The 22,040-nt window shown below is 63.8% G+C and carries 16 protein-coding genes; 9 read left to right on the top strand and 7 right to left on the bottom strand.

All coding sequences use genetic code 11. The features are described from left to right. Window positions 1-256: 256 nt before the first annotated feature. The 7 genes from AC19YX_RS02015 to AC19YX_RS01985 all read left to right on the top strand — a co-directional run bounded on the left by AC19YX_RS02015 (window position 257) and on the right by AC19YX_RS01985 (window position 12,779). Entirely contained in the window at window positions 257-1,573 is a 1,317-nt protein-coding gene (locus AC19YX_RS02015) for an MdtA/MuxA family multidrug efflux RND transporter periplasmic adaptor subunit (RefSeq protein ID WP_500605547.1), read from the top strand. After that, the gene (locus AC19YX_RS02010) at window positions 1,570-4,668 is read left to right on the top strand and encodes an MdtB/MuxB family multidrug efflux RND transporter permease subunit (RefSeq protein WP_078472111.1); all 3,099 of its coding nucleotides are present in this window, start codon (window positions 1,570-1,572) and stop codon (window positions 4,666-4,668) included. The genes AC19YX_RS02015 and AC19YX_RS02010 overlap by 4 nt, the downstream gene beginning before the upstream one ends. After that, window positions 4,665-4,793 carry a hypothetical protein gene (locus AC19YX_RS02005; protein ID WP_500605546.1) on the top strand — a complete coding sequence of 43 codons (129 nt, stop codon included), beginning with the start codon at window positions 4,665-4,667 and terminating at the stop codon, window positions 4,791-4,793. Before AC19YX_RS02010 ends, AC19YX_RS02005 begins: the two co-directional genes overlap by 4 nt. After that, window positions 4,790-7,897 carry an efflux RND transporter permease subunit gene (locus AC19YX_RS02000; RefSeq protein WP_078472112.1) on the top strand — a complete coding sequence of 1,036 codons (3,108 nt, stop codon included), beginning with the start codon at window positions 4,790-4,792 and terminating at the stop codon, window positions 7,895-7,897. The genes AC19YX_RS02005 and AC19YX_RS02000 overlap by 4 nt, the downstream gene beginning before the upstream one ends. Continuing rightward, on the top strand, window positions 7,894-9,396 hold the full coding sequence (locus AC19YX_RS01995) for an efflux transporter outer membrane subunit (RefSeq protein ID WP_500605545.1): 1,503 nt from the start codon (window positions 7,894-7,896) through the stop codon (window positions 9,394-9,396). The genes AC19YX_RS02000 and AC19YX_RS01995 overlap by 4 nt, the downstream gene beginning before the upstream one ends. 350 nt (window positions 9,397-9,746) lie before the next feature. Next, window positions 9,747-11,828, top strand: coding sequence for a putative bifunctional diguanylate cyclase/phosphodiesterase (locus AC19YX_RS01990; protein ID WP_500605544.1), 2,082 nt, complete (start codon window positions 9,747-9,749; stop codon window positions 11,826-11,828). A gap of 204 nt (window positions 11,829-12,032) precedes the next feature. After that, window positions 12,033-12,779 (top strand): SDR family oxidoreductase, encoded by a 747-nt coding sequence (locus AC19YX_RS01985; RefSeq protein WP_078472115.1) that lies wholly within the window; start codon window positions 12,033-12,035, stop codon window positions 12,777-12,779. An 88-nt stretch (window positions 12,780-12,867) separates the two neighbouring features. Here the strand turns inward: AC19YX_RS01985 and AC19YX_RS01980 are convergent, their stop codons facing one another. The 6 genes from AC19YX_RS01980 to AC19YX_RS01955 form a co-directional block, all read right to left on the bottom strand. Next, window positions 12,868-13,416 (bottom strand): hypothetical protein, encoded by a 549-nt coding sequence (locus tag AC19YX_RS01980; protein ID WP_242487534.1) that lies wholly within the window; start codon window positions 13,414-13,416, stop codon window positions 12,868-12,870. 33 nt (window positions 13,417-13,449) lie between these two features. After that, the gene (locus AC19YX_RS01975; RefSeq protein ID WP_500605543.1) at window positions 13,450-14,247 is read right to left on the bottom strand and encodes a PoNe immunity protein domain-containing protein; all 798 of its coding nucleotides are present in this window, start codon (window positions 14,245-14,247) and stop codon (window positions 13,450-13,452) included. A 13-nt stretch (window positions 14,248-14,260) separates the two neighbouring features. After that, window positions 14,261-15,304 carry a hypothetical protein gene (locus tag AC19YX_RS01970; protein WP_500605542.1) on the bottom strand — a complete coding sequence of 348 codons (1,044 nt, stop codon included), beginning with the start codon at window positions 15,302-15,304 and terminating at the stop codon, window positions 14,261-14,263. A gap of 71 nt (window positions 15,305-15,375) precedes the next feature. Next, window positions 15,376-16,785: a GntR family transcriptional regulator MpaR gene (gene mapR, locus AC19YX_RS01965; protein ID WP_020300422.1), complete on the bottom strand. Its 1,410-nt coding sequence runs from the start codon at window positions 16,783-16,785 to the stop codon at window positions 15,376-15,378. 104 nt (window positions 16,786-16,889) lie between these two features. Further along, on the bottom strand, window positions 16,890-18,302 hold the full coding sequence (gene ccoG, locus AC19YX_RS01960) for a cytochrome c oxidase accessory protein CcoG (RefSeq protein ID WP_078472118.1): 1,413 nt from the start codon (window positions 18,300-18,302) through the stop codon (window positions 16,890-16,892). 207 nt (window positions 18,303-18,509) lie between these two features. Continuing rightward, the gene (locus tag AC19YX_RS01955) at window positions 18,510-18,743 is read right to left on the bottom strand and encodes a DUF3203 family protein (RefSeq protein WP_078472119.1); all 234 of its coding nucleotides are present in this window, start codon (window positions 18,741-18,743) and stop codon (window positions 18,510-18,512) included. A gap of 208 nt (window positions 18,744-18,951) precedes the next feature. Here AC19YX_RS01955 and AC19YX_RS01950 point away from each other — a divergent pair, with 208 nt between their 5' ends. Then, entirely contained in the window at window positions 18,952-19,446 is a 495-nt protein-coding gene (locus AC19YX_RS01950; protein WP_078472120.1) for an MgtC/SapB family protein, read from the top strand. A gap of 129 nt (window positions 19,447-19,575) precedes the next feature. On the opposite strand, the gene AC19YX_RS01945 is transcribed toward AC19YX_RS01950, so the two are convergent. Next, window positions 19,576-19,746, bottom strand: coding sequence for a hypothetical protein (locus AC19YX_RS01945; protein WP_020300426.1), 171 nt, complete (start codon window positions 19,744-19,746; stop codon window positions 19,576-19,578). A 248-nt stretch (window positions 19,747-19,994) separates the two neighbouring features. Here AC19YX_RS01945 and AC19YX_RS01940 point away from each other — a divergent pair, with 248 nt between their 5' ends. Then, window positions 19,995-21,989, top strand: a complete 1,995-nt coding sequence (locus AC19YX_RS01940) for an alpha-1,4-glucan--maltose-1-phosphate maltosyltransferase (protein WP_201130796.1) — start codon at window positions 19,995-19,997, stop codon at window positions 21,987-21,989. The last annotated feature ends 51 nt before the right edge of the window (window positions 21,990-22,040 follow it).

The raw sequence follows: 22,040 nt of genomic DNA, 5'->3' as shown, positions 1-22,040 counted from the left end.
TGCGGATTTAGAACCCTGAACTGCAGGTTCTCAGCCATTTTTGCCTGGCCTGGGCGTCGTTAGATCGCGAACCGGCTGCAACAGGTTTTACAATTATTAACGGCCTGGCCCTGTCCAGGCCGTTTTTATTTGTGCTTCAGTGGCTTAGCGGGCGTTGTAAAACGTAAGCCAAAGGTAAATTGCCGGTAAAGGCGCTTTGCTAATCCCCCGCCAGTGCTTATCTTTCAGCCTTCTCAAGAAGACCTCCTCGCGCCCAATGGTTGATCATTCCATGCAATCCTCCGCTCCCCGCAAATCCCGTCGCTGGCTGTTCGGCCTGCTCGTCCTGCTGGTCATTGCCGTCCTGTGCTGGAAATTCTGGCCCGCGTCGAGCACCTCGAAGGACGAAGCAGCACCCAAGGCCGCCGCCGGGCATGCGGGCAGAAGCGGGGCGATGCGTCCGGGGTTCGGCGGGGCGACCGGGCCGATCCCGGTGCGCGTGGCGCCGGCGACCGAGGGCGACTTCCCCGTGTATTACAAGGCGCTGGGCACCGTTACGGCACTGAATACCATCAATGTGCGCAGCCGGGTCGCCGGTGAGCTGGTCAAGGTGGCGTTCGAGGAAGGGCAGATGGTCAAGGCCGGCGACCTGCTGGCGGAAATCGACCCGCGACCTTACCAGAACGCCTTGCTCCAGGCCGAAGGTACGCTGTTGCAGAACCAGGCCCAGTTGAAGAATGCCCAGGTCGACCTGGAGCGCTACCGTGGCCTGTATGCCCAGGACAGTATTGCCAAGCAGACCCTGGACACCGCCGCCGCACTGGTGGGCCAGTACCAGGGCACGGTCAAGACCAACCAGGCAGCGGTCAACGACGCCAAGCTCAACCTGGAATTCACCAAGATTCGCGCGCCGATCGCCGGTCGCCTCGGCCTGCGCCAGCTGGACGTCGGCAACCTGGTGGCGGCCAACGACACCACGGCGCTGGTGATCATTACCCAGACCCAGCCCATCAGCGTCGCCTTCACCTTGCCGGAAAACAGCCTCGACACCGTGCTCGCCCGTTACCACAGCGGTGCCAAGCTGCCGGTCGAAGCCTGGAATCGCGGCGACACCCAGTTGCAGGCCACCGGCGTGCTGCAAAGCCTGGACAACCAGATCGACACCACCACCGGCACCCTGAAGTTCAAGGCGCGCTTTGATAACCGCGACCAAAGCCTGTTCCCCAACCAGTTCGTCAATGTGCGGCTGCTGGCCGACACCTTGAAAAAGGTGATCCTGGCCCCGTCGGCGGCGATCCAGTTCGGCACCAATGGCACCTTCGTCTACGCCCTGGATGGCGACAACAAGGTGCAGATCCGTCAGCTCAAGGTGGGCGACAACAACGGCGAATCGACGGTGATCAAGGAAGGCCTGGCCGCCGGCGACCGCGTCGTGCTCGAAGGCACCGACCGCCTGAAGGACGGCAGCGCGGTGGAGGTGGTCAACGACAGCGTTGACGTGCCGACCACCCCGACTGAACACCTGCAAGGCAAGCCGACCACCTCCACCGGAACCCCGGCCGCCGGGACCAAGGCGCAAAAGGGCGGCGCATGAATCTCTCGCGGCTGTTCATCCTTCGTCCGGTAGCCACCACCCTGAGCATGCTGGCCATTGTCCTGGCCGGCCTGATCGCCTATCGGCTGTTGCCGGTGTCGGCCTTGCCCCAGGTCGATTACCCGACCATCCGCGTCATGACCCTGTACCCAGGGGCCAGCCCGGACGTGATGACCAGCGCGGTTACCGCGCCCCTGGAACGCCAGTTCGGGCAGATGCCCGGCCTGACCCAGATGGCGTCCACCAGCTCCGGCGGCGCCTCGGTGCTGACCCTGCGCTTCAACCTCGACATCAATATGGATGTCGCCGAGCAACAGGTGCAGGCCGCGATCAATGCCGCCACCAACCTGTTGCCCAAGGATCTGCCGGCGCCGCCGGTGTACAACAAGGTCAACCCGGCGGACACCCCGGTGCTGACCCTGGCCATCACTTCCAAGACCATGTTGCTGCCCAAGCTCAATGACCTGGTCGACACGCGCATGGCGCAGAAAATCGCCCAGATCAGCGGCGTGGGCATGGTCAGCATTGCCGGCGGCCAGCGCCAGGCGGTGCGGATCAAGGTCAACCCCGAGGCCCTGGCGGCCAACGGCCTGAACCTGTCGGACGTGCGCACCCTGATCGCCGCGTCCAACGTCAACCAGCCCAAGGGCAACTTCGACGGCCCGACCCGGGTCTCGATGCTCGACGCCAACGACCAACTGACGTCGCCCAAGGACTACGCCGAACTGATCCTGGCCTACAACAATGGCGCGCCGTTGCGGCTCAAGGATGTGGCGCAGATCGTCGACGGCGCGGAAAACGAGCGCCTGGCAGCCTGGGCCAACGAGAACCAGGCCGTGCTGCTGAATATCCAGCGCCAGCCCGGGGCCAACGTGATCGAGGTGGTGGACCGGATCAAGGCCTTGCTGCCGAGCATCACCGATAACCTGCCAGCCGGCCTGGACGTCATGGTGCTGACCGACCGCACCCAGACCATCCGCGCCTCGGTCACCGACGTGATGCACGAGTTGCTGATCGCCGTGGCCCTGGTGGTGATGGTCACCTTCCTCTTTCTGCGTCGCGCCAGTGCCACCCTGATTCCGTCGATCGCCGTGCCGCTGTCGCTGGTCGGCACCTTCGGCGTGATGTACCTGGCCGGGTTCTCGGTGAACAACCTGACCCTGATGGCCCTGACCATCGCCACCGGGTTCGTGGTGGACGATGCGATCGTGATGCTGGAAAACATCTCGCGTTATATCGAGGAAGGCGACAGTCCGATGCAGGCGGCGCTCAAGGGCGCCAAGCAGATCGGCTTCACCCTGATCTCCCTGACCCTGTCGCTGATCGCGGTGTTGATTCCGCTGTTGTTCATGGCCGATGTGGTGGGGCGCCTGTTCCGTGAGTTCGCCATCACCCTGGCGGTGGCGATCCTGATTTCCCTGGTGGTGTCCCTGACCCTGACCCCGATGATGTGCGCGCGCCTGCTCAAGCGCGAACCCAAGCCTGAAGAACAGGGCCGCTTCTACCGCGCCAGCGGCGCCTGGATCGACTGGCTGATCGAAAGCTACGGCCGCAAATTGCAGTGGGTGCTCAAGCACCAGTTCCTGACCCTGTTGGTGGCCATCGGCACCCTGGGCCTGACGGTACTGTTGTACCTGGTGGTGCCCAAGGGCTTCTTCCCGGTGCAGGACACTGGGGTCATTCAGGGTATTTCCGAGGCGCCGCAGTCGGTGTCCTTCGCGGCCATGAGCCAGCGCCAGCAGGAGCTGGCCAAGATCATCCTCGAAGACCCGGCGGTGCAGAGCCTGTCGTCCTACATCGGGGTCGATGGCGACAACGCCACCCTCAACAGCGGCCGCCTGCTGATCAACCTCAAGCCCCACAGCGAGCGGGACCTGAGCGCCAGTCAAGTGATCGCGCGGATCCAGCCCCAGGTCGACAAGCTGATCGGCATCCGTCTGTTCATGCAGCCGGTGCAGGACCTGACCATCGAAGACCGGGTCAGCCGCACCCAGTATCAATTCAGCATGTCGTCGCCGGACGCGGAACTGCTCAGCCTCTGGAGCCAGCGCCTGGTGGAAGCCCTGGCCCAGCGCCCGGAACTCACCGATGTCGCCAGCGACCTGCAGGACAAGGGTTTGCAGGTGTTCCTGGTGATCGATCGCGACGCCGCCTCGCGGGTCGGGGTCTCGGTGTCGAACATCACCGACGCGCTGTATGACGCCTTCGGCCAGCGCCAGATCTCCACCATCTACACCCAGGCCAGCCAGTACCGCGTGGTGCTTCAGGCCCAGGCCGGGGAGAGTATCGGGCCCCAGGCCCTGGAGCAGATCCACGTCAAGACCACCGACGGCGGCCAGGTCCGGCTGTCGAGCCTGGCCCATGTCGAAGAGCGCCAGGCGCAGTTGGCGATTGCCCACATCGGCCAGTTCCCGGCGGTGATGATGTCGTTCAACCTGGCACCGGGCGTGGCCCTGGGGCAGGCGGTCGACATCATCGAGCAGGTGCAGCAGCAGATCGGCATGCCGGTGGGGGTGCAGACCCAGTTCCAGGGCGCGGCCGAAGCGTTCCAGGCCTCGTTGTCGAGCACCTTGCTGCTGATCCTGGCGGCGGTGGTGACCATGTACATCGTGCTCGGCGTGCTCTACGAGAGCTACATCCACCCGATCACCATCCTTTCGACCCTGCCTTCGGCGGCGGTCGGTGCCTTGCTCGCGCTGATCCTCAGCGGCAATGACCTGGGGATGATCGCGATCATCGGCATCATCCTGCTGATCGGTATTGTCAAGAAGAACGCGATCATGATGATCGACTTCGCCCTCGACGCCGAACGCAACCAGGGCATGGCGCCGGAGAAAGCCATCTACCAGGCGGCGCTCCTGCGTTTCCGGCCGATCCTGATGACCACCCTGGCGGCATTGTTCGGTGCCGTGCCGCTGATGCTGGCTACGGGTTCCGGCGCCGAACTGCGCCAGCCCCTGGGCCTGGTGATGGTCGGCGGCCTGTTGGTGAGCCAGATCCTCACGCTGTTCACCACGCCGGTTATCTACCTGTACTTCGATCGCCTGGGGCGCCGCTTCGGCAAGCGCGAAGTCGGCCAGGAGCAGGGCGTATGAAGCGGCGCAGCGGCCAGTTGCAAGCCGCAAGCCGCAAGCTGAATCAAGAGCAGCAGCAAGAGCATGCGCCGATCGCGCTTTTCTCTTGCAGTTTGAGGCTTGAAGTTTGGAGCTGCTCCCGATGAACCTGTCCGGACCATTCATCAAGCGCCCGGTGGCGACCATGCTGCTTTCCTTGGCGATCATGCTGCTGGGCGGCGTCAGCTTCGGCCTGCTGCCGGTGGCGCCGCTGCCGCAGATGGATTTCCCGGTGATTGTGGTCCAGGCCAGTCTGCCCGGGGCCAGCCCCGAGGTGATGGCGTCCACCGTGGCCACGCCCCTGGAGCGCTCGTTCGGGGCGATTGCCGGGGTCAACACCATGAGCAGCCGTTCGAGCCAGGGTTCGACCCGGGTGATTTTGCAGTTCGACCTGGACCGCGATATCAACGGCGCCGCGCGGGAAGTGCAGGCGGCGATCAACGCCTCGCGCAACCTGCTGCCCAGCGGCATGCGCAGCATGCCCACCTATAAGAAGGTCAACCCGTCCCAGGCGCCGATCATGGTGCTGTCGCTGACCTCCGACGTATTGCAGAAGGGCCAGCTCTACGACCTGGCCTCGACCATCCTTTCGCAAAGCCTGTCCCAGGTGCCGGGTGTGGGTGAGGTGCAGATCGGCGGCAGCTCGCTGCCGGCGGTGCGCATCGAACTCGAACCGCAATTGCTCAACCAGTACGGCGTGGCCCTGGACGATGTGCGCAACGCCATCGCCAATGCCAACCAGCGCCGGCCCAAGGGTTCGGTGGAAGACGATCAGCGGCTGTGGCAGATCCAGGCCAACGACCAGCTGGAAAAGGCCAAGGACTACGAACCGCTGATCATCCACTACAAGGACGGCGCAGCCCTGCGCCTCAAGGACGTGGCCAAGGTCAGCGATGGCGTCGAGGACCGCTACAACAGCGGCTTCTTCAATGACGACGCGGCGGTGCTGCTGGTGATCAACCGCCAGGCCGGGGCCAACATCATCGAGACAGTGAACGAGATCAAGGCCCAGTTGCCGGCGTTGCAGGCGGTGCTGCCGGCCAGCGTCAAGCTCAACCTGGCCATGGACCGCTCGCCGGTGATCAAGGCCACCTTGCACGAGGCCGAAATGACCCTGCTGATCGCCGTGGCCCTGGTGATCCTGGTGGTGTTCCTGTTCCTCGGCAACTTCCGTGCCTCGCTGATCCCGACCCTGGCGGTGCCGGTGTCGCTGGTGGGCACTTTCGCCATCATGTACCTGTACGGGTTTTCCCTGAACAACCTGTCGCTGATGGCGCTGATCCTCGCCACCGGGCTGGTGGTGGACGATGCCATCGTGGTCCTGGAGAACATTTCCCGGCATATCGACGAGGGCATCGCGCCGATGAAGGCGGCGTACCTGGGGGCCAAGGAAGTGGGCTTTACCTTGCTCTCGATGAACGTGTCGTTGGTGGCGGTGTTCCTCTCGATCCTGTTTATGGGCGGGATCATCGAGAGCCTGTTCCGCGAATTCTCCATCACCCTGGCGGCCTCGATTGTGGTCTCGCTGGTGGTGTCCCTGACCCTGACCCCGATGCTTTGCGCGCGCTGGCTCAAACCCCACGTCCCGGGCCAGGAAAACCGTCTGCAACGCTGGAGCCAGCGCAGCAACGAGTGGATGACCGAAAAGTACGCCACCAGCCTGGACTGGGTGCTGCGCCATCGGCGCCTGACCCTGCTCAGCCTGCTGCTGACCATCGGCGTCAACGTGGCGCTGTATGTGGTGGTGCCCAAGACCTTCCTGCCGCAACAGGACACCGGGCAACTGATCGGTTTCGTGCGCGGCGACGATGGCCTGTCGTTCAGCGTGATGCAGCCGAAGATGGAAATCTTCCGCCGCGCCGTGCTCAAGGACCCGGCGGTGGAAAGCGTGGCCGGCTTTATCGGCGGCAGCAACGGCACCAACAACGCCTTTATGCTGGTGCGCCTGAAACCGATCAAGGAACGCAATATTTCCGCGCAGAAGGTCATCGAGCGCATGCGCAAGGAAATGCCCAAGGTCGCCGGCGCCCAGCTGATGCTGATGGCCGACCAGGACCTGCAGTTCGGCGGTGGCCGCGAGCAGACCACCTCGCAGTATTCTTACATCCTGCAAAGCGGCGACCTCGGATCGCTGCGCGAGTGGTACCCGAAGGTGGTGACCGCGCTCAAGGCCCTGCCGGAGCTGACCGCCATCGATGCCCGCGAAGGCCGTGGCGCGCAACAGGTGACCCTGGTGGTTGACCGCGACCAGGCCAAGCGCCTGGGGGTGGACATGGACATGGTCACCGCAGTGCTGAACAACGCCTACAGCCAGCGCCAGATCTCCACCATCTATGACAGCCTGAACCAGTACCAGGTGGTGATGGAGGTCAACCCGAAATACGCCCAGGACCCGATCACCCTGAACCAGGTGCAGGTCATCACCAGCGCCGGCGCGCGGATTCCGCTGTCGACCATCGCCCATTATGAAAACAGCCTGGAAGACGACCGCGTCAGCCACGAGGGCCAGTTCGCCTCGGAAAGCATTTCCTTCGACATGGCCGAAGGGGTGACGGTGGAGCAGGGCACGGCGGCCATTGAGCGGGCCATCGCCAAGCTCGGCATGCCGGAAGACGTGATCGTCAAGATGGCCGGCACCGCCGACGCCTTCGCCGCGACCCAGAAGAGCCAGCCGTTCATGATCCTCGGCGCGCTGCTGGCGGTGTACCTGGTGTTGGGCGTGTTGTACGAAAGCTACATCCACCCGCTGACCATCCTCTCGACCTTGCCCTCGGCCGGGGTCGGGGCCTTGCTCTCGATCTACCTGCTGGGGGGCGAGTTCAGCCTGATCTCGCTGCTGGGCCTGTTCCTGCTGATCGGGGTGGTGAAAAAGAACGCGATCCTGATGATCGACCTGGCGCTGCAACTGGAGCGCCACCAGGGCCTGGCGCCGCTGGAGTCGATCCGCAGTGCCTGCCTGCTGCGGCTGCGGCCGATCCTGATGACCACCCTGGCCGCGATCCTCGGCGCCGTGCCGTTGCTGCTGAGCACCGCCGAAGGCGCGGAAATGCGTCAACCCCTGGGCCTGACCATTATTGGCGGGCTGATCTTCAGCCAGGTGCTGACCCTTTACACCACCCCGGTGGTTTACCTGTATCTCGATAAACTGCGCCATAAATTCAACCACTGGCGTGGAATACGTACCGATGCCGCTCTGGAAACGCCGCTATGACTGACTGTTCGCCTCGCAACTCTCTTGTGCGCTCCGCCCAGCGCCTGGCCCTGGCTCGTGGCTCGCGCCTGTTGAGCCTGAGCCTGAGTCTGGCGCTGCTCAGTGCCTGCGCCATCGGCCCGGATTATCAGCGCCCGCAAGTGGCTGAGCCGGAGCAGTACAAGCAGGCCGAGGGCTGGCGCCAGGCCAATCCCAGCGATGCCCTGGCCCGTGGCGCCTGGTGGGAGCTGTATGGCGATGCGCAACTCAATGGGCTGGTGGAGTCGCTGAACAGCGCCAACCAGACCGTGGCCCAGTCCGAAGCCCAGTACCGCCAGGCCCAGGCCCTGGTGCGCAGCGCACGGGGTTCGTTGTTCCCTTCGGTGGACCTGAGCGCCGGCAAGACCCGCGCCAGCCAGGGCACCGGCAGCAGCAGTTCGGGGCTGAGCAGTTCCTCCAGCGGCATCCGCGACACCTACAACAGCCAGTTGGGCGTGAGTTGGGAGGCGGACGTGTGGGGCAAACTGCGCCGTGGCCTGGAAGCCAACGAAGCCAGCGCCGAGGCCAGCTTTGCCGATCTGGCGGCCATGCGCCTGAGCCAGCAGTCGGAACTGGTGCAGAACTACCTGCAACTGCGGGTGATCGACGAGCAGAAGCGTTTGCTCGAAGCCACGGTGGCGGCGTATCAGCGTTCCCTGACCATGACCGAGAACCAGTACCGCGCCGGGGTGTCCGGCAAGGATGCGGTGGCCCAGGCCCAGACCCAGCTCAAGAGCACCCAGGCCGACCTGATCGACCTGATCTGGCAGCGCGCTCAGCTGGAAAACGCGATTGCGGTGCTGATCGGCCAACCTCCGGCGGGTTTCAGCCTGGCCGAGACCCAGAGCATCCCGGCCTTGCCCCAGGTGCCCCTGAGCCTGCCGTCGCAGTTGCTGGAGCGGCGCCCGGACATCGCCTCGGCCGAGCGCTCGGTGATCGCGGCCAACGCCAATATTGGCGTGGCCAAGGCGGCCTACTACCCGGACCTGACCCTGAGCCTGGCGGGTGGCTATAGCAGCAGCACCTATGCCGACTGGATCAGCCTGCCCAACCGCTTCTGGTCGGTGGGACCCAAGCTGGCGATGACCCTGTTCGACGGTGGTCAGCGCTCGGCGGAAGTCGACCGCACCGAGGCGGTGTACGACCAGACCGTGGCCAAGTACCGGCAAACCGTGCTCGACGGGTTTCGCGAGGTGGAAAACTACCTGGTGCAACTCAAGGTCCTGGAAGACGAGAGCGCCGTGCGCCAGCAAGCCCTCGACGCGGCCCGGGAATCCCAGCGCCTGACCGAGAATCAATACAAGGCCGGGCTGATCGCCTATCTCGATGTGGTCGCGGTCCAGGCCACGGCCCTGAGCAACGAACGCAACGTGCTGAACCTGCTGCAAAGCCGCCTGGTGGCCAGCGTTCAACTGATCGCCGCCCTGGGCGGTGGCTGGGACGGCCAGTTGCAAGCCAGCGAGCAAAAGCCCAACCCTTGAAACCCCACGGCGGCTACAGATTTGTCCCACGGCGCCCCCGTAGCCGCTGCCCCAGGCTGTGCCATTCCTAAAACCCGAAAACCCTGCACCTGACACCCCTCCGGCGCCTGTCCGGCCCAGCGCAGCCTGGCGGCAGCGGCTACAGCGAGGCTTGTTGTTTTGGGGGGCGGAGCGGCTGATTTCGAGGCATGCCCACAGGGCCCGTAAGGGCATGGCGGGCCGGAATAAAGTCTTCCGTCTGACTAATGGCGTTCTGCTCACTTTGTGAGTGCGTTCTGCCGTGCAATCAGTACAATCTGCCGCTTTGCCCACCGAGCCTGGATCCAGGCTTAACGGCTGCGAGACCCTTGATGCTCATTGGTTCCTACTCTCCCGCGCTGGTCGTCATTTCGCTGTTTGTGGCGATTCTTGCGTCCTATACCGCCCTGGATCTCACAGGGCGTATTGCCACTACCCGTGGCCTGGCGGCGCAGCTGTGGATGGTCGGCGGCGCGCTGGCCATGGGGGTGGGCGTATGGTCGATGCACTTTATCGGCATGTTGGCCTTTGAGTTGCCGATCGAGCTGGGCTACGACCTGTCGATCACCGCTTTGTCGCTGCTGATTTCCATCCTGTCCTGCGGTTTTGCCCTGTGGCTGGTGAGCCAGACGCGCCTGCCGTTCTGGCAGTTGGGTTTTGGCGCCCTGGTGATGGGGGCCGGGATCAGCGGCATGCATTACACCGGGATGGCGGCGATGCGCATGCAACCGGGCATCGACTACGATCCGACGCTGTTCAGCGCATCGCTGCTGATTGCCGTGGGCGCATCGGCCGCGGCGTTGTGGATCGCCTTCCGCCTGCGCCGCAATACCCCCCATGTGCGCCTGGTCCGGGCCGGTGCAGCGGTGATCATGGGCATCGCGATTGTCGGCATGCATTACACCGGCATGGCCGCCGCGCGGTTTGCCGATGGCAGTTTCTGCGGCGCCCTGGGCAATGGCCTGAATGGCAAGGGCCTGGATAACCTGGTGCTGATCACCACCCTGGCGGTGCTGATCATCGCCTTGCTGACCTCGGTGCTCGATGCGCGCCTGGAAGCGCGCACGGCGATCCTGGCCGAGTCGCTGACCGAGGCCAATCGCGAGCTGACCCAGCTGGCCTTGCACGACACCCTGACCAGCCTGCCGAACCGGATCCTGCTGGCCGACCGGATCGACCAGGCCATGCACCGGGTGACGCGCCAGGGTGGCTGCTTCGCCCTGATGTTTATCGACCTGGACGGGTTCAAGCCGGTCAACGATGCCTTCGGCCACCACATGGGCGACCAGTTGCTGCGGGAAGTGGCCCAGCGTTTGCGCGAGGATTTGCGCAACGAAGACACCCTGGCGCGGATCGGTGGCGATGAGTTCGTGCTGCTGGTGCAACTGGCCGAGCCCGATGACGCCATGCGCGTGGCTGCACGCCAGGTCGGGCTGATTTCCCGGGTGTTCCGGGTGGCCGACCATGACCTGCAGATCTCCGCCAGCATCGGCATTGCCGTATACCCGGGCAATGGCCAGAACGCCCAGGAACTGCTGATGAACGCCGACGCCGCGATGTATCACGCCAAAGGCGCCGGCAAAAATGGCTACAGCTTCTTCGATGCATCGATGAACACCAACGCGCGCCGACAACTGCAACTGTTGCAGGACTTGCGCAACGCTCTGGATCAGCAGCAGTTCAGCCTGCACTACCAGCCCAAATTCGATGCGGTGAACGGCTTGCCGGTCGGTGCCGAGGCGCTGTTGCGCTGGAACCACCCGCAACAGGGGCTGCTGTTGCCGGACAAGTTCATCGAGCTGGCGGAAAAGACCGGGCTGATCATTCCGATTGGCGAATGGGTGCTCAACGAAGCGTGCCGGCAGATGCGCGAGTGGTATGTGCAGGGCTACACCGGCTGGCGTAGCGCGGTAAACCTGTCGGCATTGCAGTTCTGTCATGCCGGGTTGGTCAAGAGTGTCGCCGGTGCCTTGGCCCGCTATGAGCTGCCGGCCAACAGCCTGACCCTGGAAATCACCGAAACCACGGCCATGAGCGATGCCGATGCGAGCATGACGGTGCTGCAGCAGCTGTCGGACATGGGGGTGGACCTGTCCATCGATGATTTCGGCACCGGTTATTCCAGCCTGATGTACCTCAAGCGCTTGCCGGCCAACGAGCTTAAAATCGACCGCGGTTTCGTTCGCGACCTGGAGCACGACAGCGATGACGCGGCGATTGTCTCGGCCATCGTCGCCCTGGGCCAGGCCCTGGGTTTGCGCATCGTCGCCGAGGGCGTGGAAACCGGTGTCCAGCAGAACTTCCTGACCCAATTGGGCTGTGATTCGCTGCAAGGGTATTTCCTTGGCCACCCACTGCCCGCCGAACGTTTTATGCAAGACATCCAACTCGCCGAGCAAGCACAAAACCCGTAGCTGCTGCCGAGGAATGAGGCTGGGTCGGGCGCCGGAGTAATCTGGAAGGAATACGGTGTAGCGGGCGGCCAGGCGCCGCAGCTATGTCGGGAACGATTGCAGTGTTGGAGAGCACCAGGCATCCACTGGGCAAAGCAGTTTTCATCGCTGCGCGCAGGGTGTTTAATTGCCCGGGTTTAAAGGATCAGCAAGGGGATTGGCCGTATGGATAAAGTCATCGTCATCACTGGCGGCGGACGGGGGATTGGCGCTGCCACGGCGGTGCTCGCCGCGCAGCAGGGCTATCGGATCTGCATCAATTACCAGGCCGACGAACAATCGGCGCTCGCGGTGTTGGAGCAAGTGCGCGCGCTGGGGGCCCAGGCCATTGCGGTCCGCGCCGATGTGAGCATTGAGGACGAGGTGATCAGCCTGTTCAACCGGGTCGACGCCGAACTGGGACGGGTGACCGCCCTGGTCAACAATGCCGGGACCGTGGGGCACAAATCCCGTCTCGACGAGATGTCCGAGTTCCGCATTCTCAAAGTACTCAAGACCAATGTCCTGGCGCCCATGCTGTGCGCCAAGCAGGCGGTGCTGCGCATGTCGCCACGCCATGGCGGGCAGGGCGGCAGTATCGTCAATGTGTCGTCGGCCGCGGCGCGCCTGGGTTCGCCCAACGAGTACATCGACTACGCCTCGTCCAAGGGCGCGCTGGACACCTTCACCCTGGGCCTGTCCAAGGAAGTGGCCGGGGAGGGGATCCGGGTCAACGCGGTGCGTCCGGGTTATATCTTCACCGACTTCCATGCCCTGAGCGGCGACGCCGACCGTGTCAGCAAGCTCGAAAGCGCGATCCCCATGGGCCGCGGCGGACGCCCCGATGAAGTGGCCGAGGCGATTATCTGGCTGCTGTCGGACAAGGCCTCGTATTCCACCGGCAGCATTATCGACCTGGCTGGCGGCCGTTGATTCGCGCTTGAGCCTGGGTGGCGACGGGGGAGCCTGGGACCGCTGCACAGCGCAGCGGAGCCAACTCCCTCGCCACGGGCAGGCCGCTTCAGCCCAGGCGCGGCCTGCGGCTGCGGTGGCTCAGCAGCAAGGCCAGCAGCAGCCCCAGCAGGCTGATGCCGTACATCATGTGCAGGCTCAGGAAGTAGTCCAGGGTTTCACCAGGGCGCACGCAGCTGTAGCTGAAGCCCTGGCCATCCTGGGTCACGCCCGGCGCGGCACTCAGGTCTACCGCCACCTGGGGTGGCGACACTGGATCAGGGTTGCCGATGTCGGTCCAGGTCTGGCTCGCCAACTGGTCGATTGCCGCCAGTTGCGCGCCGTTGCAGCGGTGGAGTGCATAACCGCCGATGATCAGCAGCGCGAATATCAGGATCAGCATCGGTATCACGTAGTAGCGCTGCGCAGGCAACACGCGCACCACCACCAGCCCTGTAATAAAGCCCGAGACCAGCAGGTTGGTCCAGATTGGCAAACTGTCGTTCCAACTGTCGGGGATCAGCAGCATCAATGCGTAGGGCACGACCAGGCTCATCAGCAGTTTGCACAGGGCAGCCGCCAATACGGCGACCAGCAAAGGTTTGATCAAGGATTTCATGGGCAATTCATAACCTGATGAGGAAGATGGGGGTCAGTCGTGGTCGGCGGGCGAGGGGATCGGCGGCGGGCTGAAACGCCGCGCGTATTGCACCAGGTCCCGTGGGTAAATCAGGTGTTTGACCCGGCTGTCATCCAGGTCATAGAGGTAGGCGATGGCGGCCGCCTCGAAGGCCCAGTAGCCGACATACTCGCTGTCATCGACCTGCTGATGGCTGTCGAACCAGGGTGCCTGGGTGAAGGCCGGGTACCACTGGTTGCAGTATTCCTCCAGCAATTCGGCGGCTTCGTCACGGTCCTCGGCGTAGATGGCGTTGATCAGCGGCGTATACAGTTCGTGGTACCACTCGTCCAGGTCCAGCCGCTCGGCCAGGAACGGCTTGAGCAGATCTTCCACCAGGGTGTCTTCGCCGTGATAGCCGGCGCGGTCGAACAGCGCGACGAAACGCGGTAGCAGGTCGCTGCGCTGGAGCAGGATGCACAGGCTGATGACTTGCACATATTCCTCGAACTCATGCACCGCGGACTGGATGTCGAGGGGCGCAATGTCCGGTGCCTCGAGCCAGTCGCCGAGGGCCTGTTGATGGCGCTCGTAATCAAGGATCAAGCGGTCCAGGCGCCCGGCCAGGGAGGCGATGTCGGCCCCGGCGGTGTACTCGAGAATCAGCGCGCTCAGGGTCGCAGTCTGAATTTCCAGGGCTTCCAGTTGTGGGCCCTGTTTGCCCGTATCAGGCGGCATCGGGTGTGCCAGCAACATCTGCTCGGTGCCTGCCAGGCTGTGGCGCAGGTCGTGGTACTGCTGTTGGCTGAGAAAAACCTGTCGTCTGTTCATGGGTGCTCCAGGCTTATTCAAAGATCAGCGGGGTAAAGGGGGCCCGGCGGCCTGAGGTTTCTTCGAACAACTGCGCCAGGTCCGTTTCATCGAGGTCCAGGCCCAGCTCGTCAAGCTCCTCTCGCAACTGTTCGACATCGCCCTCAACGATCTGCAACGGCAGGCGATGATAGGGCCGCGGGTCTTCGCCGTAGTACACCTTGGCCGGGCCGAAGGGCACGTCTTCGAGGCGGGCGAAGCCTTCGTCGTCGAGGCTGCCCTGGCGTTCCGAGCCATCGCTGAAGATCACCCGGTACGCCGCGCCGGACACCGGTTCCAGGTTGCCGTAGTGCAGGTTCAGTTCCAGCCAGTGGCCGCTGCCCTCGCTGCCTTGATTGAGGCTCTGGGTAGTCTTGGCGCCATCGCTGGCCCCGGCCCCCGGCAGGGCGCCGGGGCGTTGTTGGGACTGGGGCTTGAGGAATCGCGCCGGCTCCTGGCTGCCGGTATCGGCTCCCGAACTGTTGCGCTGCACGGCCACCCAGGGGTCGATGCGTTCCTGCAGGGTCTGGATCAGGAACCCGCTGTGCCCCGTGGCTTCGTTGAGGTTATGGCGGACCATGGTCTGTTGCTGCGGGGTTAGCCCGAGGAAGTGCCGGGACTGTTCCACCACCTGCTGCACCAGCAGCATGTCATCCCTCAGGCGTTGCGCGTCGAGGGTCTTCTCCAGCAACTGCTCCGGGCTGGTCTTGATCCGGCAGGCTTCGAGGCTATAGCGGATCAGATCGAACAGGCTGCGGGCATGGCGTTGGGGTGCACGGTTGATGGCGCGCAGGATCAGCTTGAGGTCCTGGCCCGGGCCGGGGATCCAGCCCACCAGGGACAAGGCCAGGTCGAAGAAAGCGTCTTCCTCGTCGTCGGCAAAACGCACCGCTTCCAGCTCGATGATCGCCTGCACCGTGTCGTAGGCGTTGAGCTCCTGGGTCAGCAGCGGCAACCGTCCACGGTAGATGGCCTTGATCAACTGCTCCTTGGCGTCCTGATAGTCGATCAGCGACTCATCGTAGAGGTCTTCGCCCATGGCGCGCTCCATCCCTGGAAAAATTCGAGGGCGGATGCTGCCGCAATTGCCCCCGGGCTGCAAGGCCCGGTTCAGAAAGAACGGACAATCCGCCCCAGGGTTTCCATGGCCCGTTCCATGGCTTCGTCCCATGGGCTGCCGTAGTTCAGGCGGATGCAGTTCCTGAAGCGCTGGGTCGGCGAGAAGATCGGCCCCGGGGCGATGCTGATGCCTTGGGCCAGGGCCATCTGGAACAGTTTCAGCGAGTCCATTTGCGGCGGCAGTTCCAACCACAGGAAGTAGCCTCCGGCCGGCTGGCTGACCCGGGTCTGGGCCGGGAAGTAGCGGGCAATCGCCGCGAGCATGGCGCTTTGCTGTTCTTCCAGGGCGTAGCGCAGTTTGCGCAGGTGCCGGTCATAACCGCCGTGCTGCAGGTAGTCGGCGATGGCGGCCTGGGCCGGCATCGAGGCGCACAGCGAGGTCATGAGTTTCAGGCGTTCGATCTTCTGCGCGTAGCGCCCGGCAGCGACCCAGCCGATGCGGTAGCCGGGGGCCAGGCTTTTGGCGAAGGAGCCGCAGTGCATCACCAGGCCTTCGGTGTCGAAGGCCTTGGCCGGTTTCGGCGCCTGCTGGCCGTAATACAGTTCGGCGTAGACATCGTCTTCGATCAGCGGCACCTGGTGCACCCGCAGCAATTCCACCAGTTCCTGTTTCTTGGCTTCGGGCATGGTCGCGCCCATGGGGTTCTGGAAGCTGGTCATGCACCAGCAGGCCTTGATCGGATGACGCTCCAGGGTCTGCGCCAGCACCCCGAGGTCGATCCCGTCCCGTGGGTGTACGGGGATCTCCACGGCCTTGAGCTTGAGCCGCTCCAGCACCTGCAGGCTGGCATAGAAGGCCGGGGCCTCGATCGCCACCAGGTCGCCGGGTTCGGTCACGGCCTGCAGGCACAGGTTCAGGGCTTCCAGGGCGCCGTTGGTGATCAACAGTTCTTCCATGGGCAGCATCAGCCCGCCGACCATGTAGCGCAGGGCGATCTGGCGCCGCAGTTGCGGGTTGCCCGGGGACATGTCGGTGACCACCATGCGCGGGTCCATCTCGCGGCTGGCGCTGGCCAGGGAGCGGGCCAGGCGTTGCAGGGGGAACAGGGTCGGGCTGGGGAAGGCTGAGCCGAAGGGCACGGTGGTCGGGTCCTTGATCGAGTCCAGCACCGAGAACACCAGTTCACTGACGTCGACTTCGGTGGACTCGCTGACCTGGCTGCTGATCACCGGCTCCGAGAACGGGCTTGGCGCATGGGTGTTGACGAAGTAGCCGGAACGCGGCCTGGCGCGAATCAGCCCGCGGCGTTCAAGCAGGTAATAGGCCTGGAATACCGTGGACGGGCTGACCCCGTAGGTCTGGCTGGCGTAGCGCACCGACGGCACGCGCTGGCCGGGGCCCAGGACTCCGGAACGGATCAGTTCGGCGATGTCCTCGGCAAATTTTTCGTAGCGTTTCATCGGTATCCCGCGATGGACTGAATTCGGATTGCTGGTGTGGCGAGGGAGCGGACTCCCTCGCCACAGAGGATCGCTTGCTCAACAAAAGCAGCGCATCTTAAGGCTCAGCGATTCAATGGCGCCACAAAACGGCTTTTGGCCACGCTGTAGACTTCGGGCTGGTCAGTGTCGGTGACTTTGAAACCGATGGTCTGCGAGCTGCTTTGCGGCTTGTCGGTGATCATGGCCACGGACACCGGGAAGTCGGTGATTTCCCCGGGCGCCAGGCTGAACTCGGTCTTGCCTTGCAGCTTGAAGCCGTCGCCGTCCACCAGTTCGACGCGATAGTCCTGGCGCTGCTGGGTCTTGTTGATGACCTTGAGGCTGTAGATGTTCTCGATCTGGCCTTCGCTGTTCTCGCGGAACAGCCCACGGTCCTTGCTCACGTCCAGGGACACCATCGGCCGTTCCACCAGGGCCAGGGCCAGGGCGCCGATCATGATCACCAGCACCGCGCAGTAACCGATCAGGCGCGGTCGCAACAGGTGCGTCTTGCCGCCCTGCAACTGATGCTCCGAGGTGTATTTGATCAGGCCGCGGGGGTAATTCATCTTGTCCATGATCGAGTCGCAGGCGTCGATGCAGGCCGCGCAGCCGATGCATTCCATTTGCAGGCCGTCGCGGATGTCGATGCCGGTCGGGCAGACCTGCACGCACAAGTGGCAGTCGATGCAGTCGCCGAGGCCAACGTCCGCCGGCTTGACGTCACGCTTGCGCGGACCACGGTTTTCGCCACGGGCCACGTCGTAGGAAATGGTCAGGGTGTCCTTGTCGAACATCACGCTCTGGAAGCGTGCATACGGGCACATGTGCATGCATACCGCTTCCCGCAGCCAGCCGGCGTTGATGTAGGTGGCGCCGGTGAAGAACAGCACCCAGAACAGGCTGACGCCGCCGATCTGCAAGGTCAGCAGCTCTTGGGCCAGGGGCCGGATCGGGGTGAAGTAGCCGACGAAGGTCAGCCCGGTCATCACGCTGATGCCCAGCCACAGCGTGTGCTTGGCCGCGCGCCGTGCCAGTTTGTTCGGCCCCCAGGGCGCCGCTTGCAGCTTGATCCGCTGGTTGCGCTCGCCTTCGGTGACTTTCTCGCACCACATGAACAGCCAGGTAAAGGAGCTCTGGGGGCAGGTGTAGCCGCACCAGACCCGGCCGGCGAACACGGTGATCGCGAACAGGCCGAAGGCGCAGATGATTAGCAACGCCGACAACAGGATGAAATCCTGGGGCCAGAAGGTCGCGCCGAAGATGTGGAACTTGCTTTCGGAAAGGTCCCAGAGCACCGCCTGGCGGCCGCCCCAGTTGAGCCAGACCGTGCCGAAAAACGCCAGGAACAGAAAGCCGGCGCCGGTCACGCGCAAGGTACGGAACAACCCGCTGAAGCTGCGGGTGTGGATTTGGTTGTCGCTGGATTTGGCCTTCATCTTTGGGCGTGAAGGCTCGAATGTTTCTACTAATCGGACGGGGATTCTATCGCTCATGGTCTTTCGCTCATCAGCCTCCATCAGGCCGGTGCACTATGACCATCGATCTGTTTGCATAACAGACTCAGCTATTGCATTAAAAAGCGGATCAGATACGCCTTCGGGGGCTGCCTGCGACAACTTGCTGCACCCTGGCAAACTCCCGCTGGCGCGTGGCGCCGAGCCCTAACGCAGGCGTCGGCGCTTGTCTGTGATCCAGGTCAGTCAAATCACCGACTCACTGTCGGTGGCCTTCAGGTGCTTACGGCCGTCGGTAGCGCCTGCTACGGTCAATGCGTCGGCTTCTGCTTCGGTGATGTACACCCGCTGGCCTTGCAGCTCGACGGCGGACATGGATTTTTCACTGTCGGTGATGATGGTGACTTCGTTGGCGGGCCACTGGCCGCGGACTTCGTCGGTGTCGATGTAACAGATCTGGTTTTCGATACGCAGGCTCATGGCGCGAGTCCTTTTTCAGGGGTGATACAGGTTAGGGCGCCGCAGCCGGGCATGGTTCGGTGCAACCGATTAATGGTCATGGTGGGTGCGGGTGCCGTTGCAACTGCACCGCACTTTTTGCCCCGGGCCGCTGTCCATCCTTGGTCGAGGGCTGCTCGCGTTCAGGTGCCGCCGCTCTCCACACGAATCCCCACACAAGGATCGAACCATGAACGCCTGGTGGCATGAAGTCTGGGTAACCTTGCAGGCCGAGTTCGCCGATATCGGCGATGCCAGGCAGCTGACACAAATCACCGTGCGCCTGCTGATTGCGGCGACCCTGGGTGGGATTCTCGGTTTCGAGCGCGAGCACAAGGGCAAGGCCGCCGGGGTACGCACCCATATGCTGGTGGCCCTGGGCGCTGCGTTGTTTGTGCTTGTGCCGCAGATGTCCGGGTCCCAGGCCGATGCCATGAGCCGGGTGGTGCAGGGGGTGATCGCCGGCATCGGTTTTCTCGGTGCCGGGACCATTCTCAAAGGCCGGGAAGACGGCGACGAACAGCACGTCAAGGGCCTGACCACCGCCGCCGGGCTGTGGATGACCGCAGCCATCGGGGTCGCTGCGGGGCTGGGGCGCGAGGCCACCGCCGTGCTCAGCACCTTGCTCGCCCTGGGGGTGTTCAGCCTGATGCCGCGCATCGTGCGCCTGCTGGACAAACCCTAAACCTGTAGCCGCTGCCGAGGCACGAGGCTGCGCTGGGCCTCAAGGCCAGCGTCCGAACGCGGCCCGAGGCAGCGCGACACTGGCCTGCGAACTCAGCCGCTCAGCATCTTCAGCCTAGGTGTCTAAGCTTCATCCCCTGGGCTCGACAATCACCGGCGGCATGGTGCTGGGCGGATCGCCCTTGGGGGGCGGGGTGCTTTCGGGCGGCTCCTGTTCCGGCACCGGTTGCGGTTCGCTGGGGGGCAGGGTCGGTTGGTCGATGTTCGGATCGGGGGTTTCTGCCGGAATCGGGATATTCATCGTACTGGCCTCCTTTGTGCTTGGCTTTGCACAGGCTCATGGGGTGGACCCTGCGTGAGGCGAATTGATTCCCTGCCGTTGGCGGCGTCCGTCCGGCCGAGTTCATCCGGCGGCGCCACATTCGGCTGAACTTTTAGCGCGCTGCTCGGTTCGGAACTTAAGTCTCTGAACTTAAGTGCGCCCGTCTGGGCCACGTGTGAATACATCAGGTACAAGAGCGTCCACGGGGCGTTAAGGGGTGATGCTCAATGACTGCTGATAAACCGACTGAGCTGCACTACAACCCGCATTTACCGCTGTCACAGGCCTTGCTGCTGCCACGTATCGCCATCGAAAACACCGAGCCGGTGATCGATGGCGGGCAGTTTGCGGTCAAGGCGGTCGAGGGCGAGACTATCAACGTGCGCAGCAAAGTGTTCGCTGACGGTCACGACAAGCTGGCGGTGCGCGTGCGTTGGCGTGCCGAGGGCGATGAGGTCTGGAACAGCCGGGCCCTGGACGACCTGGGCAACAACGGCTGGGGCGGCCAGTTCAGCGTGCCGACCCAGGGCCTGTATCGATTTTGCATTGAAGCCTGGGTCGATCAGTTCGCCAGCTTCACCTACGAGCTGGAGAAAAAATTCCTCGCCGGGATCCCCGTCAGCCTTGAGTTGCAGGAAGGCCGCAACCAGGTGCAGCTGGCGTTCGAACGCAGCGAGGGCGAGTTGCGCGAGCAGTTGATCGCGTTGCATCACCGGTTGTCCGGGTTGCTGGAAACCGAGCAGGTGCAATTGTTCCTGGCCGCGGACAGTGCGGCGCTGATGGCCGAGGCCGACCATCGGCCCTACCTCAGCCTGAGCCCCGAGTACCCGCTGGACGTCGAACGCTCCCTGGCCCAGTTCGCCAGCTGGTATGAGCTGTTTCCGCGCTCGATCACCGACGATCCCCACCGCCATGGCACCTTTAATGATGTGCACTCGCGCTTGTCGATGATCCACGACATGGGTTTTGACGTGCTGTACTTCCCGCCGATCCACCCCATCGGCCGCAGTTTTCGCAAGGGGCGCAACAATTCCCTGAACGCCGGCCCCGATGATCCGGGCAGCCCCTATGCCATTGGCAGCGAGGAGGGCGGGCATGACGCCATCCACTCCCAGCTCGGCACGCGCGAAGACTTCCGGCGCCTGGTGGCCGCGGCCGCCGAGCACGGCCTGGAAATCGCCCTGGATTTCGCCATCCAGTGTTCCCAGGATCACCCTTGGCTCAAGCAGCACCCGGGCTGGTTCAACTGGCGCCCGGACGGCACCATCAAATACGCCGAAAACCCGCCGAAAAAATACCAGGACATCGTCAACGTCGACTTCTATGCCGCCGAAGCGATCCCCAGCCTGTGGCTGGAGCTGCGGGACATCGTGGTCGGCTGGGTCGAGGAGGGGGTGAAGATCTTCCGTGTCGACAACCCGCACACCAAGCCGCTGCCGTTCTGGCAGTGGTTGATCGCCGATGTGCGGGCGCAGTACCCGGAAGTGATGTTCCTCGCGGAAGCCTTCACCACCCCGGCGATGATGGCGCGCCTGGGCAAGGTCGGTTACTCCCAGAGCTACACCTATTTCACCTGGCGCAACACCAAGAGCGAGCTGGCGACCTACTTCACCGAGCTCAACCAGGCGCCGTGGCGCGAGTGCTTTCGGCCCAATTTCTTCGTCAACACCCCGGACATCAACCCGGCCTTCCTCCATGAGTCAGGGCGCCCGGGGTTCCTCATTCGTGCCGTGCTGGCAACCATGGGGTCGGGGCTGTGGGGCATGTACTCGGGGTTCGAGCTGTGCGAAGCCGCGCCGGTGCCGGGCAAGGAGGAGTACCTGGATTCGGAGAAATACGAGATCCGCCCCCGGGACTTCACCGCGCCGGGCAACATCATTGCCGAGATCGCCCAACTCAACCGCATCCGCCGCCAGAACCCGGCGTTGCACAGCCACCTCGGGCTGACGATCTACAACGCCTGGAACGACAACATCCTGTACTTCGGCAAGCGCAGCGCCGATGGCAGCAACTTCATCCTGGTGGCGGTCAGCCTCGACCCGTTCAACGCCCAGGAAGCTCATTTCGAATTGCCACTCTGGGAGTTGGGCCTGCCCGACGACGCCCAGACCCAGGGTGAGGACCTGATGAACGGCCACCGCTGGACCTGGTACGGCAAGACCCAGTGGATGCGCATCGAACCGCACCAGCCGTTCGGCATCTGGCGCATCAGCAGCCCTTGATCCCGCCTGCCCGGTGCTGGCGCAACCCGCGCGAGCACCGAGAGCAGTGCC

Source organism: Pseudomonas sp. MF09150 (assembly GCF_059862355.1).
Note: the sequence above shows the minus strand (reverse complement) of the source record. Positions and strands in the feature narration are given on the sequence as shown.

What these genes read in the sequence shown, in the direction of transcription:
- AC19YX_RS02010 (WP_078472111.1), top strand. Translation starts at nt 1,570, where the DNA reads ATGAATCTCTCGCGGCTGTTCATCCTTCGTCCGGTAGCCACCACCCTG.
- AC19YX_RS01980 (WP_242487534.1), bottom strand. Translation starts at nt 13,416, where the DNA reads ATGAAATCCTTGATCAAACCTTTGCTGGTCGCCGTATTGGCGGCTGCC.
- AC19YX_RS01975 (WP_500605543.1), bottom strand. Translation starts at nt 14,247, where the DNA reads ATGAACAGACGACAGGTTTTTCTCAGCCAACAGCAGTACCACGACCTG.
- AC19YX_RS01995 (WP_500605545.1), top strand. Translation starts at nt 7,894, where the DNA reads ATGACTGACTGTTCGCCTCGCAACTCTCTTGTGCGCTCCGCCCAGCGC.
- AC19YX_RS01945 (WP_020300426.1), bottom strand. Translation starts at nt 19,746, where the DNA reads ATGAATATCCCGATTCCGGCAGAAACCCCCGATCCGAACATCGACCAA.
- AC19YX_RS02005 (WP_500605546.1), top strand. Translation starts at nt 4,665, where the DNA reads ATGAAGCGGCGCAGCGGCCAGTTGCAAGCCGCAAGCCGCAAGCTGAAT.
- AC19YX_RS01950 (WP_078472120.1), top strand. Translation starts at nt 18,952, where the DNA reads ATGAACGCCTGGTGGCATGAAGTCTGGGTAACCTTGCAGGCCGAGTTC.
- AC19YX_RS01985 (WP_078472115.1), top strand. Translation starts at nt 12,033, where the DNA reads ATGGATAAAGTCATCGTCATCACTGGCGGCGGACGGGGGATTGGCGCT.
- AC19YX_RS01940 (WP_201130796.1), top strand. Translation starts at nt 19,995, where the DNA reads ATGACTGCTGATAAACCGACTGAGCTGCACTACAACCCGCATTTACCG.
- AC19YX_RS01970 (WP_500605542.1), bottom strand. Translation starts at nt 15,304, where the DNA reads ATGGGCGAAGACCTCTACGATGAGTCGCTGATCGACTATCAGGACGCC.
- AC19YX_RS02000 (WP_078472112.1), top strand. Translation starts at nt 4,790, where the DNA reads ATGAACCTGTCCGGACCATTCATCAAGCGCCCGGTGGCGACCATGCTG.
- ccoG (WP_078472118.1), bottom strand. Translation starts at nt 18,302, where the DNA reads ATGAGCGATAGAATCCCCGTCCGATTAGTAGAAACATTCGAGCCTTCA.
- AC19YX_RS01955 (WP_078472119.1), bottom strand. Translation starts at nt 18,743, where the DNA reads ATGAGCCTGCGTATCGAAAACCAGATCTGTTACATCGACACCGACGAA.
- AC19YX_RS02015 (WP_500605547.1), top strand. Translation starts at nt 257, where the DNA reads ATGGTTGATCATTCCATGCAATCCTCCGCTCCCCGCAAATCCCGTCGC.
- mapR (WP_020300422.1), bottom strand. Translation starts at nt 16,785, where the DNA reads ATGAAACGCTACGAAAAATTTGCCGAGGACATCGCCGAACTGATCCGT.
- AC19YX_RS01990 (WP_500605544.1), top strand. Translation starts at nt 9,747, where the DNA reads ATGCTCATTGGTTCCTACTCTCCCGCGCTGGTCGTCATTTCGCTGTTT.